Source organism: Chitinophagales bacterium (assembly GCA_016787225.1).
In the GTDB taxonomy this organism is placed as follows: Bacteria; Bacteroidota; Bacteroidia; order Chitinophagales; family JADJOU01; genus CHPMRC01.
The window spans coordinates 12,492-34,804 of the sequence record JAEUUY010000016.1 but is presented as its reverse complement, the minus strand read 5'-3'; the positions used below and the strand labels follow the sequence as shown (position 1 = coordinate 34,804).

Below are 22,313 nucleotides of genomic sequence, written 5' to 3'. Positions count from 1 at the left end.
TTGTATAGAATGATAAATGCCGTAGTGAATTGTACTTAGTCCAATGAAGAGTAGCGTCCCGATAGCTATCGAGGACTCATTTTATCTCAAAAATAAACTTATAGGAATGAAATGACTTGGATCCTTTGTGGTATAATTTTAAGATTAGGAAATAATTAATTTATCCTCCTTCTATTCGAGCGACTGCTTAACATAGAAAACGTGTAATGTGCCGTATCTTATTTATCACTAAAGTATTTTTCAATTTCAGTTATGGCATTGTCAAGTCCGTTTTCGTCTCTGATTTGTTGTCCAACTGTCTTAACATTATTTTTAATCTCGTCTGCTTGTACTTCTTGAATAGCTGAAATTAGGTTGTCAGCCGATAAAGTTTTTACGGGTATATGAACTCCTAATTTCTTGCGCTCTGCTATTTTTCCCCAAGTGGGTTGATCTGTATAAAACGAAACAATGATTACAGGTAAATTGTGTCTTAACATTGTTGCCAAAGTTCCTGCTCCACCATGAAATACTCCTAGTTTGCACAGTGGTAAAATCGTTTCGTGATTGACATATTTGGTTACAAATAAATTTTTATGTTCTGGTAAATGGTCAAACAGCGACCAACCTGTACAAAACAAAATCCGTTCATTGGTTTTCTCTAAAATTTGTGTCAAGATTTTAGAAAACTTTTCTGTATTTCCAACTCCATTACTTCCGAAACCAATATAGACTGGTTTTTCGCCATTAGATAGCCAATCCACAAGTTTTGTCGGCGTTTGGTCTGCAAAATGTGTGTCTCTCTTTTGTTTTGGAATATTTATAAACCCTGTGATTTTATGGTGGCTTTCCCAATCTTTTGGTTGTGGAATTAATGACTGACTTAAACAGTATAAGTCCAAAATTTTTTGTTTGTCAAGATATGTTACCAAACTCTCTTTTAATTCAGGCAAACAAAGTTCTTTTCTATACTCGTTTGTATCTTGTTTTATGAATTTCCAAAAGAAAGCTTGTGCAATTTTGTACGTAAGTTTGTTGTACCAAGAAAAGTTGAAAAAGTCAAAATCGCCTAATGGAAATTCAGCCGTTGGAACTACTGGTGGCATAAAATAAGTTAATGCCACTTTCTTATTCTGTTTTTCAGCAATAGCACTTACAATTGGAAGTGTCATTGAGTTTGCAATGATAAAATCAACTTTCGAAATAGCCTCAAAATAGCTTTTTCTCAAAGGTTTTCTATTGTCGTGAAGTACTTTGAAATAATACTTCATTAGTTTTATTGAGTTTTCTGTCTGCAATATGCTTTTTCCTTCTTTTGAGTTCATCATCGTTTCTGCATTTCCCCAAAGTGGCTGAAATGCAACTCCAAATCCTTCAACAAAGTCTTTAAAATCCTCCGTTGCAGAGAGTGTTACCTTATGTCCTTTGACCATAAGTCCAAGAGCCAACGCAACATATGGTTGTAAGTCACCTCTTGTTCCGTATGTAAATATTCCTATGTTCATTTATTGTTGTCTATCAGTTTGTGGGCTATTGTAATATGGCAACCAACGCCACTTCGTCTCCCGATAGCTATCGAGGACTCATTTTACCTCAAAATTAAGATTATAGAAATGAAATGCATTGGATTTTTTATACCATTCTGAGAATGGAACATAATTTAATTTATCCTCTTTCTATTAGAGCGATTGATTAACGTAGGAGTGCGAGTGTTTTTTCATATGATAATTATTTTACTTGTTTTGTTAGGAAAATCGTATCCCTTGCAGATACTAATATAGTTAAAGTATCTGGAGGAGAAGGTTGTATTTTAGAATCAAAACTAAAATGAAAATTATCCGAATTCGTACCCTTATAATCTACAGTCGAATTACAGTATTCAACGTTATCTATTAAAAACATATAATCCTTGGGACTTAAACTTAAATTATTTTTTTTATACATTTTCACAATAAGTTGATACGTTTTATAGTCTATAGAATCATACATAGAATTTGTAAAGTTATAGCTCGCCCAGCATTCTCCAAAATAGAATATATTATTATTTATCTTAATAGAATCTTTACTTGGTTTAAATATGGCAAGTAATAATTTATTCTTCCTTGAATAATCTATTGAACTAGGAGGTCTCGGATAATCCGTAAGCGGGAAGTAACAGCCAAAATAAAGAAAAGTAACTACCCCCAAAATGAATTTAATACAAAAATCATTTATTTCAACAACGAATTTCACTGTTCGACGAAGTCTCACAAATACGTCGCCGTGTATCAAAATCTCTGATTTCATTATCTTCACTCAATGCATTACAAATATAGCTTTTATTTTGTAAATATTACTTATACTAGCAGATTTTACCTTTGTTCGGCGATAGTAAATTTCTAATTAACCTCACTCTGAATCTCCTGCTAAGAGACTCAGCTATAAGAGAAAGTTTTTAATATTTGACATAGTAATCTATTTTATAATTTATCACCAATAATCAAATTATCCAATAAATCACCTAACTCCCTGAATCTATTGACCTCCACATTCTTTTCAATAAAATCAATGAGCTTTTTATTAAAATCGTAAACTGCATATAAAAATATAATAAAGTTCACATTTAAAAAAGATTCATCGTAATCTAGAAATATGGACAAGTCATTTCCATTCTTAGTAAAAATTAATAAGCCTTCACCTTCTGTAAAATCAAACTCATATCTAGCCTCCTTCCTACTATTCAATTCGTTCATAATTATTGATATTCCATTTGCAAAATCAAGTAAGGGTATGTTGAAATTGATATTAAGTATTTCTAAACCATGTCTAATTTGAATATCGCCAAGAAGAAAATCATAATGTAAAGAAAAGTTTTCTTCTATTAATCTATCAAAGTTTAAGGCATTAACTTTAAATTCAATATTCAATTCATAATATTTTTAAGTATGACCAAACCTAAGATTTACTATCATTAGTTTTAAATAACATAATAGGTATCAAAATTTCCTATTTTGTTATCAGAGAAAATAATTAAAAACTACTCCAGCCCTCTCCCCGTCTTCAATATCTTCCCTTGAAACTGCAAGTCTCGCATGATTCTATCCATGATACCATTGACGAAGTCTTTGCTTTTTTCCGAACAGAAGAGTTTTGTGAGGTCTATATACTCATTCACACTGACTTTGAGCGGAATGGTAGGAAAATGAAGCATTTCACTGATAGCCATTTTGATAATCGTCATATCGAGAATCGGAATACGCTCCGCATCCCAGCCTTTCAGCTTAGGCTTGATAAGTTTCATATACTCCTGATGCTGTTCTAAGGTTACTTTTATCAGATTATAGGCAAATTCTTTGAGTTCTTTCATTTCATTGATACCATAGGATATTTCTAGTGGCTTGCCTTCTATGACTGATTTAATAGTGCGCTTAAGCGTAAAATGAACCAGGTCTGCATCTTCATCGATATTGGCATAATAGGACTCTAAATAATCAATCAAGTCTTCGTTCTTGAAAAGTATTTTCTTGAAAAAAGCATTGTAGAGATTATACTCTGTCTGAGGTTTACGCTTAAGTGTAAATTCCTTATATTCCTGTGTAGCTAGGAGCTCATTAAATAATTTACGCACATACTCTGACTGAATATACTGTCCCAGCTTATATTTCTTCACCAATTTGTGAAACTGCTCATTATCCTTTAAATATATGAACAATTCGGAGTCCAAAAGACTGGTATTGACCTTTTTTTCTTCCTCAGATAATAAATGCATCTGGCTTTTCTGCTTAGAATATTCCTCGATATATTTAAACGTCTCATAGAAATACAAGAGATATACTAGATTCACTTCTATGACATCTTCGATGCTCTTATCATAAACCTCTTGGGCTGCGGCGGCATCTTCATTTTGTAATAATAGCTGACTATAGATAGCCTGCAGTACCTTGATGCGAATACTTCTTCTACTGATCATAAATTAACTCGCCATAGATTTAGGTTTCGCATTCGCTATTCTTTCTTTCGCTATAGCCATTGCAGCCAATTGTGGATTGATATTATCATTAGCAGATTTTTCAAATATTTCTATGACCTTATTATAAATAGGCTCGATAAACTGCATCGTTTTTTCTTTGCTATAGTCTCCTATCGCTTCCGTGTAGCAGTTAATAACTCCACCAGCATTGATGAGAAAATCTGGTGCGTATAAAATACCTCGCTGCATAATAGCGTTGCCATCTACAATTTCATCTTTCAACTGATTATTGGCTGCACCACATACGACTTTACATTTTAGCAATGGAATAGATGTAGGATTGAGCGTAGCACCGAGTGCACATGGAGAATAAATATCGACCTCAGAAGTCGCTATATCATTAGGCGCTACCACTTGTACAGTATTGTACTTGTTAGTAACCAATTCTAAATTAGCTTGATTAATATCAGCAATAGATACGACCGCGTTTTCACTCATCAAATGATCTATCAAATATTGTCCTACGTGCCCAGTGCCTTGCACTGCAACTTTGACACCCGTAAGCGAATCATTCCCAGTCAATTTTTTCCAAGATGCTTTCATAGACACATACACACCATAAGCTGTAAATGGACTCGGATCTCCACTACCACCGAGGTGAAAAGGTTTACCTGCCACATGCTTGGTCTCTTTAGCGATATATTCTATTTCCTTGGTCGAGGTGCCGACATCTTCTGCGGTGATATATTTTCCACCAAGGCTGTTCACAAACTCACCGTATTTTCTCCAGTAGCGTTCATCGCGCTTAAAGTTATCATCTGCTAGAATGACGGCCTTGCCACCTCCTAGATTGATACCACTGATAGAAGACTTGAATGTCATGCCTCTGGAGAGCCGAAGAACGTCCTGAAGCGCGTCAGCTTCATTACTATACTTCCAAACTCGGGTTCCTCCCAATGATGGACCCAATGCTGTATTATGGATAGCGATAATGGCACGCAAGCCAGTTTCTTTGTCATAGCAATGAACAATCTGCTCATGTTCCATTTCGCTGAGGACTGAAAAAAGATTTGAAGTTAACTCCATTTGTAATGTTTAATGCTTAATTTTAAATTTTAAATGTTTGATTTTGTTTATAAACAGATTGAGTGTTTAAATTGGCATGTTAAGGGGTTTAGATTTAAAAAGTTTAATTGATTGCAGCTATAGGAATAAATTTCATAATCATTCTTCACTTTTTATACTTACCGATTTTTACTTTTTAAATTCTACTTTTTACATTCCACTTTCAACTTTTTCCTTTTACCTTTTACCTTTCCACTTTCCACTTTCCACTTTCCACTTTCCACATTCAACTAAACTGCTTCTCCCATGCTTCTTCTACAGCCTTAGCTATAATTTCTGGTACATTCTTATCAAGCGCATTTGGCAATAAATTTTCTTTACTCGGATTCGCAACCATTTCACTCAAAGCCAGCGCTGCAGCTATTTTCATTTCATTGGTTATTCTATTGGCCTTTGTCCTTAATGCACCTTTGAATATTCCAGGAAAGGCTAGGACATTATTCACTTGATTCGGTAAATCGCTCCGACCTGTTCCTACAATGGCTGCCCCACCTTTATAAGCTTCTTCAGGCATTATTTCAGGAATCGGATTCGCCATAGCAAATACGATAGGATCCTTATACATTGTCTGAATATCCTCAGCTGTCAATAAATTGCCAGAACTGACTCCAATAAACACATCAGCACCTACGATGGCATCTTTGACTGTGCCATTCATATTATTTATATTGGAGAATTTCAATAATTCTTTTTTAGAAGTATTGAGGTCTTTTCGGTCTCTACTGATAATACCAAGGGTATCGCACATGATGACATCGCGAACTGGAGTACAATAAGTTTTATCATAATCGATACACTTCAATAACTTCAAAATAGCCACACCAGCAGCACCGGAACCATTGATTACGATTTTCAGTTCACTTAGTTTTTTATTGGTGACTTTACATGCATTGATGAGAGCTGCCAAAAGCACAATAGCTGTACCATGCTGATCATCATGAAAAACGGGAATACCTAAAGTCTGCAATGCATCTTCTATCTCGAAACATTTAGGAGCTTGGATATCTTCTAAATTTATTCCTCCAAAAACGGGTGATATGTTTTTTATAGTTTGGATAATTTCGGCTGTATCCTGTGTGCGAATGCAAATAGGAAAGGCATCGATACCTGCAAATTCTTTAAATAAAATAGCTTTACCTTCCATAACTGGTATAGCTGCCTCAGCACCGATATTTCCTAATCCTAAGACGGCACTACCATCGGAGACGATAGCCACGGTATTCGCTTTTATAGTCAATTCTTTCGCTAGTGCTACATCACGAGATATTTCAATGCAAGGTTGCGCCACACCTGGTGAATAAACCACTGCCAAATCCTCCATAGAATGAATCTCCGACTTAGCTGTCACAGATAATTTTCCTTTTAATTTTCTGTGCAGAGCTACCGATTCTTCAAAATAATTTCTTTTCTTTTCCATGTTAGTTGCCACGAATTCACGAATTAATTTATTTACTAAACCTATTTATTTTTCAAATTCATATAATTTGTTTATTCCTTCTTTTTCTCAACAACAGAGTCGCAGAGAATACAAAGAAAAAATCATTTCAAAATTTTCAAATTGACTCATTTTCAAATTATAACATCAAATATGGTATCATCAACTTAGCATTTTGCTCATTAGAATAGTTTTCAAGCAAGACTTTCTCTCTTTGCGCGATGCGCTCTTTCGTTTTCTCTTTACCCCAGCACTCATTTATTTTTTGTAAAATTTCTTCTGCGGTATTCGCTATATGACATAGTTTATCAAGCCCCGAATTCAAAACCATCTTATCGTTAGCTATGATAAATCTTCCTTTATAAAGTGCATTGATGAGTTTATGTTTCAAGCCTGTTGCTTGAAAAGTAAATAGCACATTACATTGTGCATTTTCTATCAATTCGTCCAATTCACTTTGAGGTAGATTAGCTTTCAATTTTACATTTGGGTGCGTTTTAATTAAATCAACCAAGCTTGACTTAGGTTCTTTCCCAGCAATGATGACATTTTTGTCCATCTTGGAAAACACAGATTTAATAAGATATACAGCCGCTTGATGATTTTCTACCACATCTAGACTTCCGTGATAGAGAATATAGTCTCCAGTTCCTGGCTTTGTGCTTACTTTTTCATTTAAGTGAAATGGTGGAATGAAGATAGAATTTTCACAATATTGTTTCATATACTCTGCATCCGACTGATTGACACTGAATATAGTCTGTGCAGAGCTCAAATACTTCTCAAATTGCTTCAGTTTCTTGCTCTCTACGTTAAAGTGAATTTTATGTATAAAGCTTTTATCCGCTTTGCTAAGATTTTTATAATAATCCCATTCGATATTGTGCATCCATACTATTTTGTTTCTATCTCGTAGCTGAGGATGCGCTAGATAGAAGCAGGTATGTAACCCTTCAAAAATAATAGGGTCTTTGTCTTCCATTAGATTTGATAATAACTCGTCTGATGACCTTGAACTAATAATATAGGGCACCATACTAAAGAAGACTTTGTATATCTTCTTTCGTTGATAATAATAAACCTTATCACAATATTGATTCAGAACAGTCTGTTCATCCTTTGAATTGTACTGATAGCAATGCAAGGTAATTTTATAACCCAGACTGTGTAAAGATTTTATTTTATAAAAAACATCTATAATACCGCCATAAATAGGTGGGTAAGGTATATCAAATGATATGATATGTATATGCTTAGACATTTTTATAAATAGAACACAGTTTTTCTTCTTCGCTTTCCCATGTGAGAAAAGAGGCTGCAATATCGACATTTTTCAGCAAATTCGGATAGTTTTTTTCCGCAAGCTCTAGGGTATTTATAAACTGATGTATATCGAGACTATCTATCAGCAAAGCACAATGGTATCGCTCATTGAGGGCACTATACTCTGGGAAATTCATTGATATAGGAATGACTCCTGATTGTAGGTAATCAAAAAATTTATTGGCAAGAGAATTATAATAGTTTAAGCCCTTGTTTTCCAGTAAATTTAAACCAAATTTAGCGGATAGTGTTTTATTCTTTAAATCCATCGGCGACAACTTACCAAGAAAAATAATACGCTCAGGATGTCTATTTTTTAGAGCTAAAGACTTCAATTCAAACTCAAAATAACCTCCACCAGCTATCCATAAGGTATAATTCTCAAGGCTATCCATCGCTTTTATAGCTAATTCTAATCCCCTACCTTCATTCAAATCACCTTGATATAATATAATATTTTCCTTACGCGACTGGGTATCTCTTGTAAATTTTCTAGGTAAATTTTGGATAACCTCAACTTCCTTGAAGTACTCCTTTGAAAACAAAGAGGCAATACCATCTGAGACAGTATATATTTTATCGCATAAAGGAATGGCCAATCGCTCCACCCATTTCCATATTGCTTTTTCGAGCCCTCTCCCCTGCAATTCTGGTACTTCGGTGAAATACTCATGTGCATCATAAATCAGAGGTTTGCCTTTTAGTCTTGATACTAATAAATTTGGGAGAATCGTATCTAAATCCACAGCGCAATAGATATCCGCAAAATTGAATATTAAATAGAAAAGCAAACGCAAATTATATTCTAAATAAAAGAATTTACCTTTATTAAAAAAAAGTGAGAAACGATGAAATTCTATATCACCTGGTTGTGGTGGATAATCATTCTTTTCCTCTTTATTACGCCCTATAATTCGTACCGTGAAGCCATTATTAACCAATGTTGTAGCAGTCTTTAACATTCGCTGATCGTAGCTAATCTCATTGGTGACAGAAATAATGACTCGCGTTTTCATTTTTATTTATACGAATCTAAGTGCTTGTTTAAACTTTCTATAAATAAATTTTTCGATTCATCGATAAGATAAATCTCTATCGGCAGCACAAGTAAATCAACTTCGTTTTCTTCAAAAAATTTTCTGTATTTATTCAGCTTGACTGCATCCTTCTCAGTTGTTATAATTTTAGCTTTCGTTTCTATTGCTTTTTTTATCCAGTTCTTAACGTCTTCGCTTTTATACGAGTAATGATCTCGATAATTATATTCAGTAACAATAGAATAGGACTTAGCTACCTCTGATTTAAAACTATGATTGGAGGCTAAAGCTGAAACTATTACTGCATTTTTATTGGTATCCTCTTTGATAATATCTCCAGAGAAATAGTTTTGATACATTTGATAGTTAATTGCTGAAAATACGACCAAGGCCTTGCTATATTTATGGATATTCGATACAATTTCCTCTCTATTCGTTAGTTCAGTGGTATGCGTTACTACAATTACATCAGCGTATCTCGCTCTTGTTGTGAGATCTCGCAGATTACCAACCGGTAACAAAAAGTCTTGATAAAATAAATTATCAACCTTGGTTAGTAGTATTTGGAAACCAGAACCTAGCTGCCTATGCTGAATAGCATCATCGAGGATAAACAAAGGTCTTTCTGTATTTTTGCTTAAAATAAAGTTAATAGCTCTTGTACGAGATTCTGAAACAATTACCGTACCTGATTTCAATTTCTGTCGCATTAGTAGTGGTTCGTCTCCTACCTTCTCAGCAGTATCACCTTTGTTTACATAATGGAGTCCTTTGGTTTTACGGCTATATCCTCGACTTATGACATTAACATCGTAGTTTTCAGAAAGCAAGTTTGCTAAAAAAATAGTAAAGGGTGTTTTACCCGTACCTCCTAGTGCTAAATTTCCTATTTTAATTATAGGGATATCATAAGTTTTAGCCATGAAAAAACCTCTATCGTAAAGAAAATGCCTTATCCTTAAAATAAGACCATATACCCACGATAGAGGTTTCAATATAAGAGAAAGACCTCTCATTATTTATTTACAATCAATTCAGCACCATGTTGTACTGATTCATTTTTTGTTGAATTTTAGCATTCATGGTAGTATCTCCGCTTCGGGTTAGTATTTCTTGCATACCATTTAGTGAGCTTAGATATAGTCTTAATTCTTCCTGTGCCAATTTGGCTTTTTTTGCATTATTTGAACCTGTCATCCAATCAAGATTAGCTACACAAGTATTATAAATACCCTCCGAAATCTGCTTTGTGAACTTTTGATTTTTCGCTATTGTGGCAGCTTGTAGAGCAGGCAAATCTATATAACTATAAGGAAGTTTACTCGGTGGTATATTAGTATATAAATGATTCAACAATTTATCTACCTTCTCAGGATTATTATTGACCGCATAATACATAGCTAGATTAGCTATAGCAGGTTTCATACCTCCATTAAAACTGATCAAAGTATGTTCATCTAGTAAAATATCATTTTCCTTTATTTTCCCGAAATCATACTTAAACACTTGATTGTACATTCTTTCGGCATCCATGGCTTCTAGACCGTTAGCATCAGCCATACCTACCGGTGAAAACATAACTAGCATACCTTGGCTCATAAGATAATTTTTCAATCCCAAGCCTGCTACTGATGGATTAGATGAAGCAAAACATACAGGTCTATCGTATAAATTATTAACTAATACATCCAATTGTAGAATTGAACCTCGAGACATACTAGAAGGCAGTTGAAGATAAACTCTTGTAGGTACAGATGCTTCTTTACCCTTGGGCACTAAAAATCCTGACTGAATAGCCTTAACTGGATCAATATCAATATAAACATTAGTAGTAGGTATATAATTTTCAGCAGGATAATTTGGATTATATGAAACCTTTGCATTTGGGTCGTCGCTCATCATAAAATCTATAACATCTTTTAATGGCATAGTATCAGAGAAAGCCGCATTCTGATTAGATCTGAAATAAGTTCGCTTATCACCTTTTATCTTATCTTGTTGAATTGAGAGCTTGACAGCTTTGCTCTCATTCATAGGTAATCTCAATTGACTAATATATGCATCACCCTCAATTAAACTGGTATTGATGACACGTACATCGGGTCTTATATTCTCAATCTCCTGTGCATACCATAATGGATAGGTATCATTATCACCATAGCAGAATAGAATAGCATTCGGTGGACAAGCTTCAAGCATATTTTTAGCGAAAGCTAAAGTCGTAGATCTATTTCCTCTATTATGGTCATCCCAGCCTTGCGTCCCCATTAGCAATGGAGCGGCAAGACCTATCAAAAGGGATACTAACATAGAGAACTTCGCAGACAACTTATCTATTAATAGGTTGTAAATAAAAATAATACCAAAAGGTAACCAGAATAAGAATGCCCAATACGAAGGTGCATAAACATAGTCTCGTTCTCGCGGCTCCACAGGCGGCTCATTATGAAATATGACCTGCATGATACCAGTAGCAAATACAAGTAGTAGAATAATTGAAAATGATTTTTTATCTGTTCTAAAACTATAATACAATCCTAAAATACAAAGAAGGAATGGAATCATATAGAATCTATTGTGAGCTCTGCTAGTCTTCGCTTCTTTTGGTCTTCCAGACTGGTCTAGTTGCACGTTGCCCCATATATCTCCAATAAATGGTAGATTATCTACAAAATTAAGACCCGAAGTCCATCTACCATAGTCATTAGTTGGTCTGCCCTGATGATCATCAACTCTACCAGCCGTATTCCACATCAAATAGCGGAAATACATAAATCCAATCTGATATTTAACCATGTAAGCTATATTATCAAAAAAACTCACTTTATCTTTCACGATATATTGTTGCCCCCCTGCACCATTCATCTGAGCTGCTGTTTGCTCTGCTTGTTCAGATTCTCCTCTATTAAATGTTTGAACTGAGTTTCCAGTAGCTCTATCAATAATATCATACTTAGGATCAATCCAAGCTCTATAATAATTTTTCTTGTCATCTCCTTCGTGTCCTACACGAGGAAAAAACTTTTTAACTGTGGAAGGATATTTATATGCTTTGTTCGTCCCTACTAATTCATACTTTTTAGTTTGTGGATTTTTTATATAAATATCACTCTTATCTTCGACGGCTTCTACTTCATTCACATCGTAATAATGAGGTCCAAATAATAATGGTCTATCTCCATACTGCTCGCGATCAATATATGATTTTAGAGTTAAAAAATTATCTGGTACATTCATATTAATAGGTAGATTCGCATTCGCACGAATGACTACCATAAAATAACTGGTATAGCCCATTAATAAAAAGGCGAAGAAAAGTATTACTGTATTTAATGGAATCTTGGTTATATTTTCATTCCAAAATTTAAAACTTCTTCTTTGAGAAGTTAAACGAATTAAATACACATAAAGTAAAATAATAAAAATGATTCCTGCCAAAGTTCCAGAATAAAAAGGCAACCCAAACGAATTGACAAAAAGTAGGTCCATTTTTCCTAGGAATAGAGAGGTGGTACTCAATATACCTTTCATCACTATTTGTATCAGTACTACTGAAACTACAAATGAAATGAGAGCACCAAACACAGTAGGCTTAAATCTTTTATAATAAAAAATAAGGGTAATTATCGGAAATACAAGAAGTGATAAGAGGTGAACGCCTATACTCATTCCAGTGCATACACCTATTAACAGTAACCAATAATCAGCTTTAGGACTATCATCTTCATTCCATTTTAGGATAGCCCATACGTTAAATGCCATGAAAAATACAGAGAAAGCATAAACCTCTCCTTCTAGCGCATTGAACCACATGGAATCTAGGAAAGTAGCAGCTATAGCTGCGATGAATGAGCCAAACAAAATAAGATTCATTTTGGTAGTATCTACGTCTTCATTCTTTTTAATAAATACCATCTTGAGCAGCATGACCGCTGACCAAAAGAAGAATAAGGAACAAAATGCGGTAGAAAGTGCGCTAAGAAAATTGATAGACATGGCCACTTTGGATGGGTCGCCAAAAGAAAATAGAGAGAAAATTTTACCCACAATCATGAAGAAAGGTGCTCCTGGTGGGTGAGCCACTTGGAGTTTGTGGGTACAGCTGAGAAATTCCCCACAGTCCCAAAGACTTCCCGTCTTTTCCATAGTCAAGGTATAGGTAGCCAACGCTATAAAAAATACTAGCCAGCCTAAAATTTTGTTTAATCGATTAAATTGATTCATTTTGAATTATTCGTTTATCTGAGAATGGCAAAAATATAAAAATGAGGTTTTCCAAGCTTATTTTTAAACTTAAATTCCATTATTTAATTCTATATATAGATATTTATTTTATTATTTTTGTATAAAACATTCGCTCTATGCCTATTATATCAAACAAAGGATTGAATGCCTATACTGGTAGTTTCGGTGAGAAAGAATTAAAACACCTGCTGAGAAGGACGAGATTTGGGATAAAAAGGCAAGATATAGCCAGTTTTAGCGGCCAGTCCTTGAATCAAGTATTGAGTGCTATTATCACCACTTCACTAGAACCTGCGCCACCTTTAAATCATTATGAGAATATTATAGATCCCAAGTATAAAGAAGCAGCTATTCCTTATGGAAGCACATGGGTCAATATTGCACCTCAATTCCCAGAAATCAATTTTCAAAAAATTAATTCTTTTAGAGGGTGGCTAGCTATTAACTACTTCAGAGATACCACCATAACGGAAAAAATGGCACTTTTCTTACATAGTTTCATTCCTATCTCCCATGATGTGAATGATCCACGGTTTTTGTACCAAAACTATAAAATGCTAAGAGCCAATTGCCTTGGAAATTTTAAAACAGTTATCAAACAATCCTTATTGGACAGTGGAATATTAAAATACCTCAATGGGGATGTCAATCAAAAGAATGCCCCCGATGAAAATTTAGCCAGAGAATTGCAAGAATTATTCACATTGGGTAAAGGCTTCACTCCTATTTACAACGAATCCGATGTAAAAGAAGCTGCTAAAGTCCTGACAGGATATCAAATAGATAGAACTACTGGTCTTGTAAAATTCACCCCTACTAGACATGATACTGGCAATAAAACTTTTTCCGCATTTTATAATAATACCGTTATCACCGGAAAATCTGGAACGGCAGGTCAAGACGAATTGGACGATTTGGTCAATATGATTTTTCAAAAAAACGAAGTAGCGCTTCATTTTTGCAGAAAGCTTTATGGTTTTTTTGTTTACTATGATATCGATAGCACGGTAGAAGCGAATGTAATAGTGCCTTTAGCCAATATTATGCGTACCAATAACTATGAAATATTACCAGTGGTGCAAGCACTTTTTAAATCGGAGCATTTCTTTGATGTAGATGCTTATGGCAGTCATATCAAATCGCCAGTTGATGTAGTTTTTGGTCAATTCAAAGAGATGGAAATTGCCCTTCCTGACAATTCTGATTTGTTAAAACATTATGAAATTCACGGAGAAATGTTTTCGGGTTCTTTTTTACTGAGACAGCTTCCTTATGACCCACCAAATGTATCTGGTTGGGAAGCCTATTATCAAAAACCGCTTATGCATGAAAATTGGATTACCACCGATACCATAGCCAATAGAAACAAATTTGCAGTTAGTCTCTTAATTGGTTACAATAAAAGATCATACAAAATTCAAATAGACACTATAAATTTTACCAAAGGATTTTCAAATCCATCTGACCCTAATAAATTAATTGATGATGCATTGAGTTTCCTGCATACCATTCCAGCAACTACCGAGCTAAAGACTTATCTAAAAACTATCTTGCTATTCGGACAATCTCAGGATTATTATTGGACTAATGCATGGAATGACCATATTAATAATCCTAACGATGCGGCTAAAAAGAAATTGGTAAGTGATTTGTTATTAGCCTTTTACAAATACATTTTAGAACTAGCAGAGTATCAATTAATGTAAAAAAGAAACCTATGCAAAGAAGAGAATTTTTAAGTAAAACAGGTAAAACGATAGCACTAGGAAGTGTTATTCCTGGATTTAGTTTTTCAGCCATTCAAAAAAAATCAGCTTTGGGTGCGCTATTAGCGGGTTCAGCGGACATCAACGACCATGTACTTGTTATCATACAACTGAATGGAGGTAATGATGGATTGAATACCTTAATCCCTCTGGATCAGTATACAAACTTAGCATTGCACAGAGCCAATGTATTAATTCCGGAAAATAAGGTGTTAAAACTAGATAAAGTAGATAAGACAGGTTTACATCCTTCTATGACAGGAATTCAAACGCTATACAATGAAGGTAAGGTTAACTTTGTTCAGAATGTCGGTTATCCTGATCAGAATTATTCACATTTTAGAAGCACAGATATTTGGCTTACAGCCTCAGATGCCAAGGTAGTAGAGAATTCTGGTTGGATGGGTCGTTATTTGAATTATCAATTTCCCGATTATCCTGATGCTTATCCTACAGCCGATATGCCGGATCCTCTTGCTATTCAAATTGGGGCTTTAGTTTCTCCCGGATTTCAAGGACCGTCCCCAGGACCAGGTATACCTATGGCTATATCGGTCACTAGTGATAAAGATTTTTATGATTTGGTGAATGGCTCTCACTCTTCTCCAGGCAGCAATGCGATAGGAAAAGAACTGGCCTATGTTAGAGAAGTAGCAGGACAGGCAAAAGTCTATAATACAGCTATCAAAAATGCTGCTTTAAAAGTCACAAATCAAGGAACCTACCCAACCAATAATAAATTGGCGGATCAATTAAAAATAGTTGCCAAGCTCATAAAAGGTGGATTAAAAACTAAAATCTATATGGTAAGCTTAGGAGGATTTGATACTCATTCCGATCAAGTTGATAGTGCTGATTTTACAAAAGGATCACATGCGGAACTTTTAGCAACCCTATCTAGTGCTATAGCTGCATTCCAAAATGATTTAAAGTTTCTTTCCATCGAAGATAAAGTGCTTGGAATGACATTTTCAGAATTTGGTAGAAGAATAAAATCCAATGGCAGTAGTGGAACAGATCATGGTTCGGCCTTGCCGATGCTGCTTTTTGGCACTCAAGTACAAAGTGGAATCATAGGGGTAAACCCTACAATTAACTCAAGCTTTACTGTAGATGACAATCTAGCTATGCAGTATGACTTTCGGTCTGTCTATGCATCAATTCTCAGACAATGGTTCTGCATCGATGAGAGTGCCATTTCTACCATATTGTTTAAGAATCATCAAACTATCCCAATAATAAAAAATGCAGCTTGTGCAACTGGCAGTATCACTGATTATCAAAAGGAATTAGAAGAAAAGCGCTTACAATGCTACCCTAACCCATATACAAGTGATGATACCATCAAAATCGATATTAACTCCAAAGGTGGGTCTAGTTTAGTAGAGATTTATAATACAGAAGGACGACTTATTCAAACCTTGTTGGACGAAAAATCAGCACCTGGTATTTATCAGCTAACATGGAAAGATGAACAACTTCCTTCTGGCTTTTATTATTGCAGGTACCAGAATGATGGCTATCAGAGCGTAGTGACGCTGCAGAAGGTGAGGTAATTATTGTCCTCCCAATTGTCCTGTAATCTGCTGATAAATATTCATATACTGCTGAGCCATGGCCATGTTACCTTGCTGCTGATATATCTGAGCTAATAAACGGTATGGGTCTGGTAAATTTGGATTTTCTTCTATTAAATTCATCAATACCGATTGGGCATAAGCTATATTGCCAGATTGCAAGTAGGCATATGCAAGGTAATTTTTAGCCATCATGCTCTCTGGGGATATTTTTAATGCATTTGATAATGACTGAACAGCTTCGTTAGCTTGATTTATATTCAATTGAGCCAAACCTAAATTCGTCCAAGCGATTTCATTGCTCGGGTTATATTGAATTGCTTTTGTTAAATATTCAATAGCTTTAGGGAAATTATTGGAATCTAGAGCTTTTTTGCCGTAATAATCGTTTTTATCGGTGCGTTTTAAAATTACACAAACAGGAACTCCATCAACATCTATCGTCTTAATAACATCTTTGCTTGAACCGAAATACCCATTTCTAAGATATTCCGCATCGACAAAGCTCTGTGTTAAAATATTATAATCCCAATCTTGATCATATCTTTCGCGATATCGAGTATAGGCAACAGGAATTTCACCGTACTTTGGCTTCAAAATTTCGTACACTTGGAATCCATTATTAGATGCCAACTTCTTATTTACAAAACCGGGTTCGTTTTTTTCTAACCATTTAATGGCTGGCATTATAGAGTGTGAATAGTAATCTAATTCATAATTTCCCATAGCTTTTTTTACTCCTCCAAATGTAGGATTGAAATAAACATAGAAAAGTGGGTAGTTTCTAATCATAAAAATAAAGGTAGGTATTAAAGCTAGACTAACCACCACCAAACCAATCTTCTGATATAATTTCTTCTCAATTAAATTAAATAGCAAATTGTAAATAGCAATAGCAGAAAAAACTACCAATGGGATATAAATAAAATATCCATGTCGCCAACCAGTAAGTAAACCCGTTTTACCATAGATGATTAAAAACAAGGGGAAAAAACTAGACACTAATAGAAATAGTATCCTTCTTTTGTTATACTTATTTGTTAGGGATGAAAAAAATATAAATCCTATTAAGATGCCTATCAAAATTATTTCTGGATTAGAAATTAGAAAATATTTTGGTAAATAATACCAAGGTATTTCAGTGGATTGCAAATATTTTCCTTCAAATAAATTTTTTACCGTGACAGGTAAATTTTTCAGAAATGCTAATGCTTCAAAAGGTTGAGTTAAAGGTGCATTAATCATAGCAGGCCAAAACATTATCCCAACAAAATAACCTACCCCAAAAGCAATAAATACTTTCTTGGCTATATCTTTTAAATCAATTCTTATTTTATTTTTATTTAAATAGTAAAGTTCCCAAACTAAAAAGATGACAAAAAGGAATTCACTTATCAATCCAGATATTCTAACTAATAATGAGCCAGCTACACCTAAACCTAATAAACATGTTTTCCTCCAACATGGTTTTGGCAACGCATCTAGGAAAACAAAGAAAGCGTATAAACTAAATAAAGATGTTGCACAGTAGGTAGGATCCTTGGGATTATTAAATGCCTCTCCAAAAATTCGAGGAGTTAATATGAGAAAGGCCATAGCTATGTATGCTGCAGTCCATGATTTTGTAATTCTTTTAGCCAAAAGTGCGCCAAAAAAAATATAAAAAAAGCTCACCAAAGTCATAATGGCATGTCTTATACCATAAAGTTCCCAGCCAAACAATCTATGAAGAAAATGGGCAGGCAGTTCAATAGCAATACCATAATGTTTCATCACAGGTTCAATCTTAGTAGTAGTAGTCAATACTGTATCATTCTTGCCAAAACTAGAATAATAATCAAGACTTAAATCCGCGTAAGGTACTTGAAATCGTTCATCATTACTAGGAGCCCAATCATAACTAGCATAAATCATTAAAGATAGTAAACAAATGGAAATAAAACTAAATAGCTTAGTTTGTAGTGATAATGAATGATTTACTTTCATGAGTTTATTTTTCAGCTACAATAAATATAGATTGTGAAATTTTATTTACAATTGGTAATTTTTCGAGAATATTTCCAATAATTATAGAAGGCTTTATCATAAACTCTGGAACACCAGGTAAAAGGAAATCTTTATAATCAACTTTAATATTATTAAATCCACTTTCCCTAAGTTTTTGAGAAATAAATTGCTTAGAGAACGCCATCTCATCAGGTTCTAGATTTGCCCATTTTCTGCAAGTTGGAATATTAAAAATAACTGCGCAATAGGGATTGTAAATATTAGGTTCCATAAATATCAACTTTCCATTTTCAGTCAGTAAATTTTTTATAGTATTTAAAGCATTAGGTAAGTTATAATAAAGATGATGTAATATACCATTTCCAATAATATAATCAAATTTTCTACCTTGAACTTGTTCTGGATTATTAAAATCCAATACTTCAAAATTTAAATTGGGTAATTTGTACTTTTTATTGGCCTCTTCTATAAATGGAACACATAAATCCGTTCCTAATACGCTCAAATTAGAATTTTGCGCTAACCAATAACTGACCTCTCCAGTTCCACAACCTATCTCTAATACTGTTTTCAGAGAGGCAGCATCCATTTCATTTTGAAACCAAAGTGCTCGCCTTTGCATGCGAACCTCAGTTGATTTAACTAATGTAAAACCCTGATTAAATCCTCTATCATCAACAATGCTTGACATTTACTATTTTTTTTTGCAAAACAAAACTACTTGTGCACCAAAATATTTACCTAATAATGGGATTTTTTCTAGGATTGGTTGAAAAAAATAAATAATCCTTGACAAAATCGTTGGAAAGAAAAATGGAACAAATCCTATAAATTCAATTTTGTTTACCTCAAATCCCGATATTTCACACCAGTTTTTCAGATCACTACTTTTAAATGACTGTTCTTCGTGTTCAATATGATACTTAGATGTTCTTTCAATGTATTTTAATATAGGATTATTCCCATTCGGTTCTATAATAATTATTGAATCTGATAGATATGCACTATTTGCTATTCCTAGTTGAGCATTCGGCAAATGATGTAAAACCCCTCTTATTATTCCTACATCAAATAATTTATTAGGAAAAGTTTCTTTATTTAACAAATCTCCAATAATGAAGTCAATATTTTCATACTTTTTTACTGCAATATTTATTGCCTCACTTGCAGGATCAAATCCTGTGAATTGTCTATCAGTTAGCTCAGATTTTAAATCATTAGTATATATACCATCTCCGCACCCAATATCAATAATTGTTTTGGCATGTTTAGGAATATATTTCAAGATAGCTTCTGTAATTCTCTTATTCGCAACTATAGAAGAAAATGGGGCATTGGTGGTATACCTATAGCCCTCATTTAATTTTACATCTTGATTAAACTCAGTAACGTTCTTTTTTTGTGTTTGCATTGGGTAATTAAGTAAAAAATAACATTAAAATTAAATTCAAAGTTATATAAAAAAAAATACTCTCTTCATAAAAATGAAGAGAGTATAAAGTTGAGTTAACAGACTATAATATCTATCTGATTATTTGAAGTCTCTTCGTATCTATTACTTTTCCACTAATAATTAACGAATATGGGTAAACACCCGCAGATAATTCAGTTAAGGAAATTTTAACATTTCCTTTTCCAATTTTAGACTCTAGTCTAATAGTTTTAAGCTGTTTACCTTCGTTAGAGAAGACTGAAATATATGCATCTTGATCATCTTGACTTAAAATATAGTTAATCAAGGCTACATCATCTGTAGGGTTCGGGATTGATTGATATAATACATCCATATTTTTAACTTCCTTTTTTAAGCCAATACAACCACTTTCGCAGATGGTTACTAGAGAATTTTCTAATAAAGTAAATCTTTCTTCTAAACTGGAGATTTTAGCTTTTAAAGTCTCATTTTCATTTATAAGTTCCTTTTGACTCTCTACCAAAACTGGAATCAGCGCATTATACTCTACAGCATATCTTCCGTGATTATCTTTTAATACAGCTTCTGGCATTACTTTTTCTAACTCCTGAGCTAAAAATCCATAGTGTCTTCCATTATCTAGGCTTGCGCTTTCTGCATATTGTTTATTCCAAAAATAAGTCTTTCCATTTAGTTTTGAAATTATAGACTTTGCACTCTTTATTGAATTTATTTCGGTTTTGAGTTTTTCATCAGATGTGGCAAATATTCCAGTACATCTTATGATTCCATTCACATCTAATTTCAAAGTTCCTGTGGTTGTAACTGTACCACCTGAAAAAGGAGGAATTGTGGTTAATGTATAATTAAAAGGTCCGGTTGAACTAATTCCTACACTAGATCCATTATCATATATCTGAGAACATGTAAGGTTTGATGATCCAGTAATATTAACTCTAGGTACATAAAATTGAGTCGAACAAGAACTTGAAATCCCCTGATTTGTATTAACTAGTACTACATCTCCATTTGATGTCACGGATAATACTTGATTAGCGTTATTAGTAGTAGTACTAGTTCCGGAGATTAAATTTGTCAATCTCAAACCAGAATTTCCAGCTGTACCATGTGTAACTTCTAATCTGTTTGAAGGAGCAAGATTATTAATTCCAATGTTTCCAGAGGTTGTAACTACTGCTTTTTGAGTCCCTGCTGTAAAAATTCTAAAATCTTGAACATTGGTTGTACTCATAGTCCCAATGATGTTATTGGTAGATGTTACATTTATATTTCCACCCTTATTCCAAAAGCACTCATCTGGACAACATTCTCGGAATACAATAATTCTAGAAGCGATAGAGGTACATCCATTTGGAGTAGTCACTGTCACGGTATATGTTCCAGAAGCTTTTACAGCTATGGACTGTGTAGTTTTAGAAGGAGTTGTGTTCCACGCATAAGTCATACCAGCAGGATTTGCAGTCAATATAGTAGAATCTCCTATACATAAGGTATCTTTCTTTGAATTTACAATCGTTGCATTAGTGTTTGGATTCAAATTACAAGCAGCATAGTTAACATTGTATTTACATTTAAGAGTTTCATATACTTGATTCAATTCAACTGCATTAAGTATTCGATTATAAATTATAACCTCAAAAATATTGCCTGTAAACGGAACATGCAACGCACCATTCTGATTTCTAGAACCGACATATATTCTTCTATTATTGGCTGTATAAGCTACTGCTACTCCTAGAGTGTTCATAGCTGATGTAGATATCGCTCCATTTGTGAAATTAGAAATATCAGATGTTGCCACATTAGTATTAAATGTACCTGCAATAATCATAGGGGAGTTTGCTGGTATAGTTCCAGTACAATGATGTTGCTTTCCTACCCAATTAGATGCACTTGAATGATGATATGTAACATTATCCTGAATGACTAATTCATTATTTACAGTCCCATCATTTGCAACTGAAACGGGTGCACCATTTCCATTATTTGTTTTGACTAAAACTATGGTACCAACAGTTCCAGTCACAGTATTGGTTGTTGCACTTCTCATAATCACATTTCCTCCAAAATTTATTGCTTGGAATCCATTGACTGCGTTTTGAGTAGGTGCACCTGTAGATAATGCCATAACAGTGCAATTATTTCCGTTACCAGATTGGTCAGCCCAAGCTGCAGCAGCAGTTCCACTTCCTGTAAAACCAATATTGGCATCTAGATGTAAAACCCTCCCAGCTGTTGGTATTTGTGAATTTACGTTATGCATATTCAGTAAAACAGTAAAAACTAAAAATATTTTTTTCATGATTTAAAAATTTAAGTTGATTAATAATAATGACACAAAGATCATATCATAAACAAACTAAAATTTCAAGCAATTGATAAACGGTAATTCTGAATTGATAAACGGTAATTCTGAATTGATAAACGGTCTTATA

At 33.9% G+C, this 22,313-nt stretch carries 16 protein-coding genes; 2 read left to right on the top strand and 14 right to left on the bottom strand.

Features of this window, described 5'->3' with window-relative positions; all coding sequences use genetic code 11:
• Positions 1-218 precede the first annotated feature (218 nt).
• The 10 genes from JNL75_05470 to JNL75_05425 all read right to left on the bottom strand — a co-directional run bounded on the left by JNL75_05470 (position 219) and on the right by JNL75_05425 (position 13,072).
• Positions 219-1,484, bottom strand: a complete 1,266-nt coding sequence (locus JNL75_05470) for a glycosyltransferase family 1 protein (protein MBL7789267.1) — start codon at positions 1,482-1,484, stop codon at positions 219-221.
• Positions 1,485-1,707: 223 nt separating this feature from the next.
• Complete coding sequence (locus JNL75_05465; protein MBL7789266.1) at positions 1,708-2,265, bottom strand: hypothetical protein; 558 nt, start codon at positions 2,263-2,265, stop codon at positions 1,708-1,710.
• A gap of 173 nt (positions 2,266-2,438) precedes the next feature.
• Complete coding sequence (locus tag JNL75_05460) at positions 2,439-2,885, bottom strand: hypothetical protein (GenBank protein ID MBL7789265.1); 447 nt, start codon at positions 2,883-2,885, stop codon at positions 2,439-2,441.
• A 110-nt stretch (positions 2,886-2,995) separates the two neighbouring features.
• Positions 2,996-3,928, bottom strand: a complete 933-nt coding sequence (locus tag JNL75_05455) for a transcription antitermination protein NusB (GenBank protein MBL7789264.1) — start codon at positions 3,926-3,928, stop codon at positions 2,996-2,998.
• A 3-nt stretch (positions 3,929-3,931) separates the two neighbouring features.
• The gene (locus JNL75_05450; GenBank protein MBL7789263.1) at positions 3,932-5,014 is read right to left on the bottom strand and encodes a Glu/Leu/Phe/Val dehydrogenase; all 1,083 of its coding nucleotides are present in this window, start codon (positions 5,012-5,014) and stop codon (positions 3,932-3,934) included.
• A gap of 265 nt (positions 5,015-5,279) precedes the next feature.
• A complete protein-coding gene (locus JNL75_05445) occupies positions 5,280-6,470 on the bottom strand; it encodes an NADP-dependent malic enzyme (GenBank protein ID MBL7789262.1) in 1,191 nt (396 codons plus the stop codon).
• A gap of 157 nt (positions 6,471-6,627) precedes the next feature.
• A complete protein-coding gene (locus JNL75_05440) occupies positions 6,628-7,749 on the bottom strand; it encodes a glycosyltransferase (GenBank protein MBL7789261.1) in 1,122 nt (373 codons plus the stop codon).
• Positions 7,742-8,827, bottom strand: a complete 1,086-nt coding sequence (locus JNL75_05435) for a glycosyltransferase (GenBank protein ID MBL7789260.1) — start codon at positions 8,825-8,827, stop codon at positions 7,742-7,744. The genes JNL75_05440 and JNL75_05435 overlap by 8 nt, the downstream gene beginning before the upstream one ends.
• 2 nt (positions 8,828-8,829) lie before the next feature.
• Positions 8,830-9,864 (bottom strand): tetraacyldisaccharide 4'-kinase, encoded by a 1,035-nt coding sequence (lpxK, locus tag JNL75_05430; GenBank protein MBL7789259.1) that lies wholly within the window; start codon positions 9,862-9,864, stop codon positions 8,830-8,832.
• A gap of 13 nt (positions 9,865-9,877) precedes the next feature.
• Complete coding sequence (locus JNL75_05425) at positions 9,878-13,072, bottom strand: DUF2723 domain-containing protein (GenBank protein ID MBL7789258.1); 3,195 nt, start codon at positions 13,070-13,072, stop codon at positions 9,878-9,880.
• Positions 13,073-13,209: 137 nt separating this feature from the next.
• Here JNL75_05425 and JNL75_05420 point away from each other — a divergent pair, with 137 nt between their 5' ends.
• Entirely contained in the window at positions 13,210-14,799 is a 1,590-nt protein-coding gene (locus tag JNL75_05420; GenBank protein ID MBL7789257.1) for a DUF1800 family protein, read from the top strand.
• 11 nt (positions 14,800-14,810) lie between these two features.
• The gene (locus JNL75_05415; protein ID MBL7789256.1) at positions 14,811-16,415 is read left to right on the top strand and encodes a DUF1501 domain-containing protein; all 1,605 of its coding nucleotides are present in this window, start codon (positions 14,811-14,813) and stop codon (positions 16,413-16,415) included.
• Here JNL75_05415 and JNL75_05410 read toward each other — a convergent pair whose 3' ends face one another.
• The 4 genes from JNL75_05410 to JNL75_05395 all read right to left on the bottom strand — a co-directional run bounded on the left by JNL75_05410 (position 16,416) and on the right by JNL75_05395 (position 22,180).
• Positions 16,416-18,422 (bottom strand): tetratricopeptide repeat protein, encoded by a 2,007-nt coding sequence (locus JNL75_05410; GenBank protein ID MBL7789255.1) that lies wholly within the window; start codon positions 18,420-18,422, stop codon positions 16,416-16,418.
• Positions 18,423-18,426: 4 nt separating this feature from the next.
• Positions 18,427-19,134, bottom strand: a complete 708-nt coding sequence (locus JNL75_05405) for a class I SAM-dependent methyltransferase (protein ID MBL7789254.1) — start codon at positions 19,132-19,134, stop codon at positions 18,427-18,429.
• Positions 19,135-19,137: 3 nt separating this feature from the next.
• On the bottom strand, positions 19,138-19,854 hold the full coding sequence (locus JNL75_05400; GenBank protein MBL7789253.1) for a methyltransferase domain-containing protein: 717 nt from the start codon (positions 19,852-19,854) through the stop codon (positions 19,138-19,140).
• A 112-nt stretch (positions 19,855-19,966) separates the two neighbouring features.
• Positions 19,967-22,180, bottom strand: a complete 2,214-nt coding sequence (locus tag JNL75_05395) for a tail fiber domain-containing protein (protein ID MBL7789252.1) — start codon at positions 22,178-22,180, stop codon at positions 19,967-19,969.
• Positions 22,181-22,313: the final 133 nt, after the last annotated feature.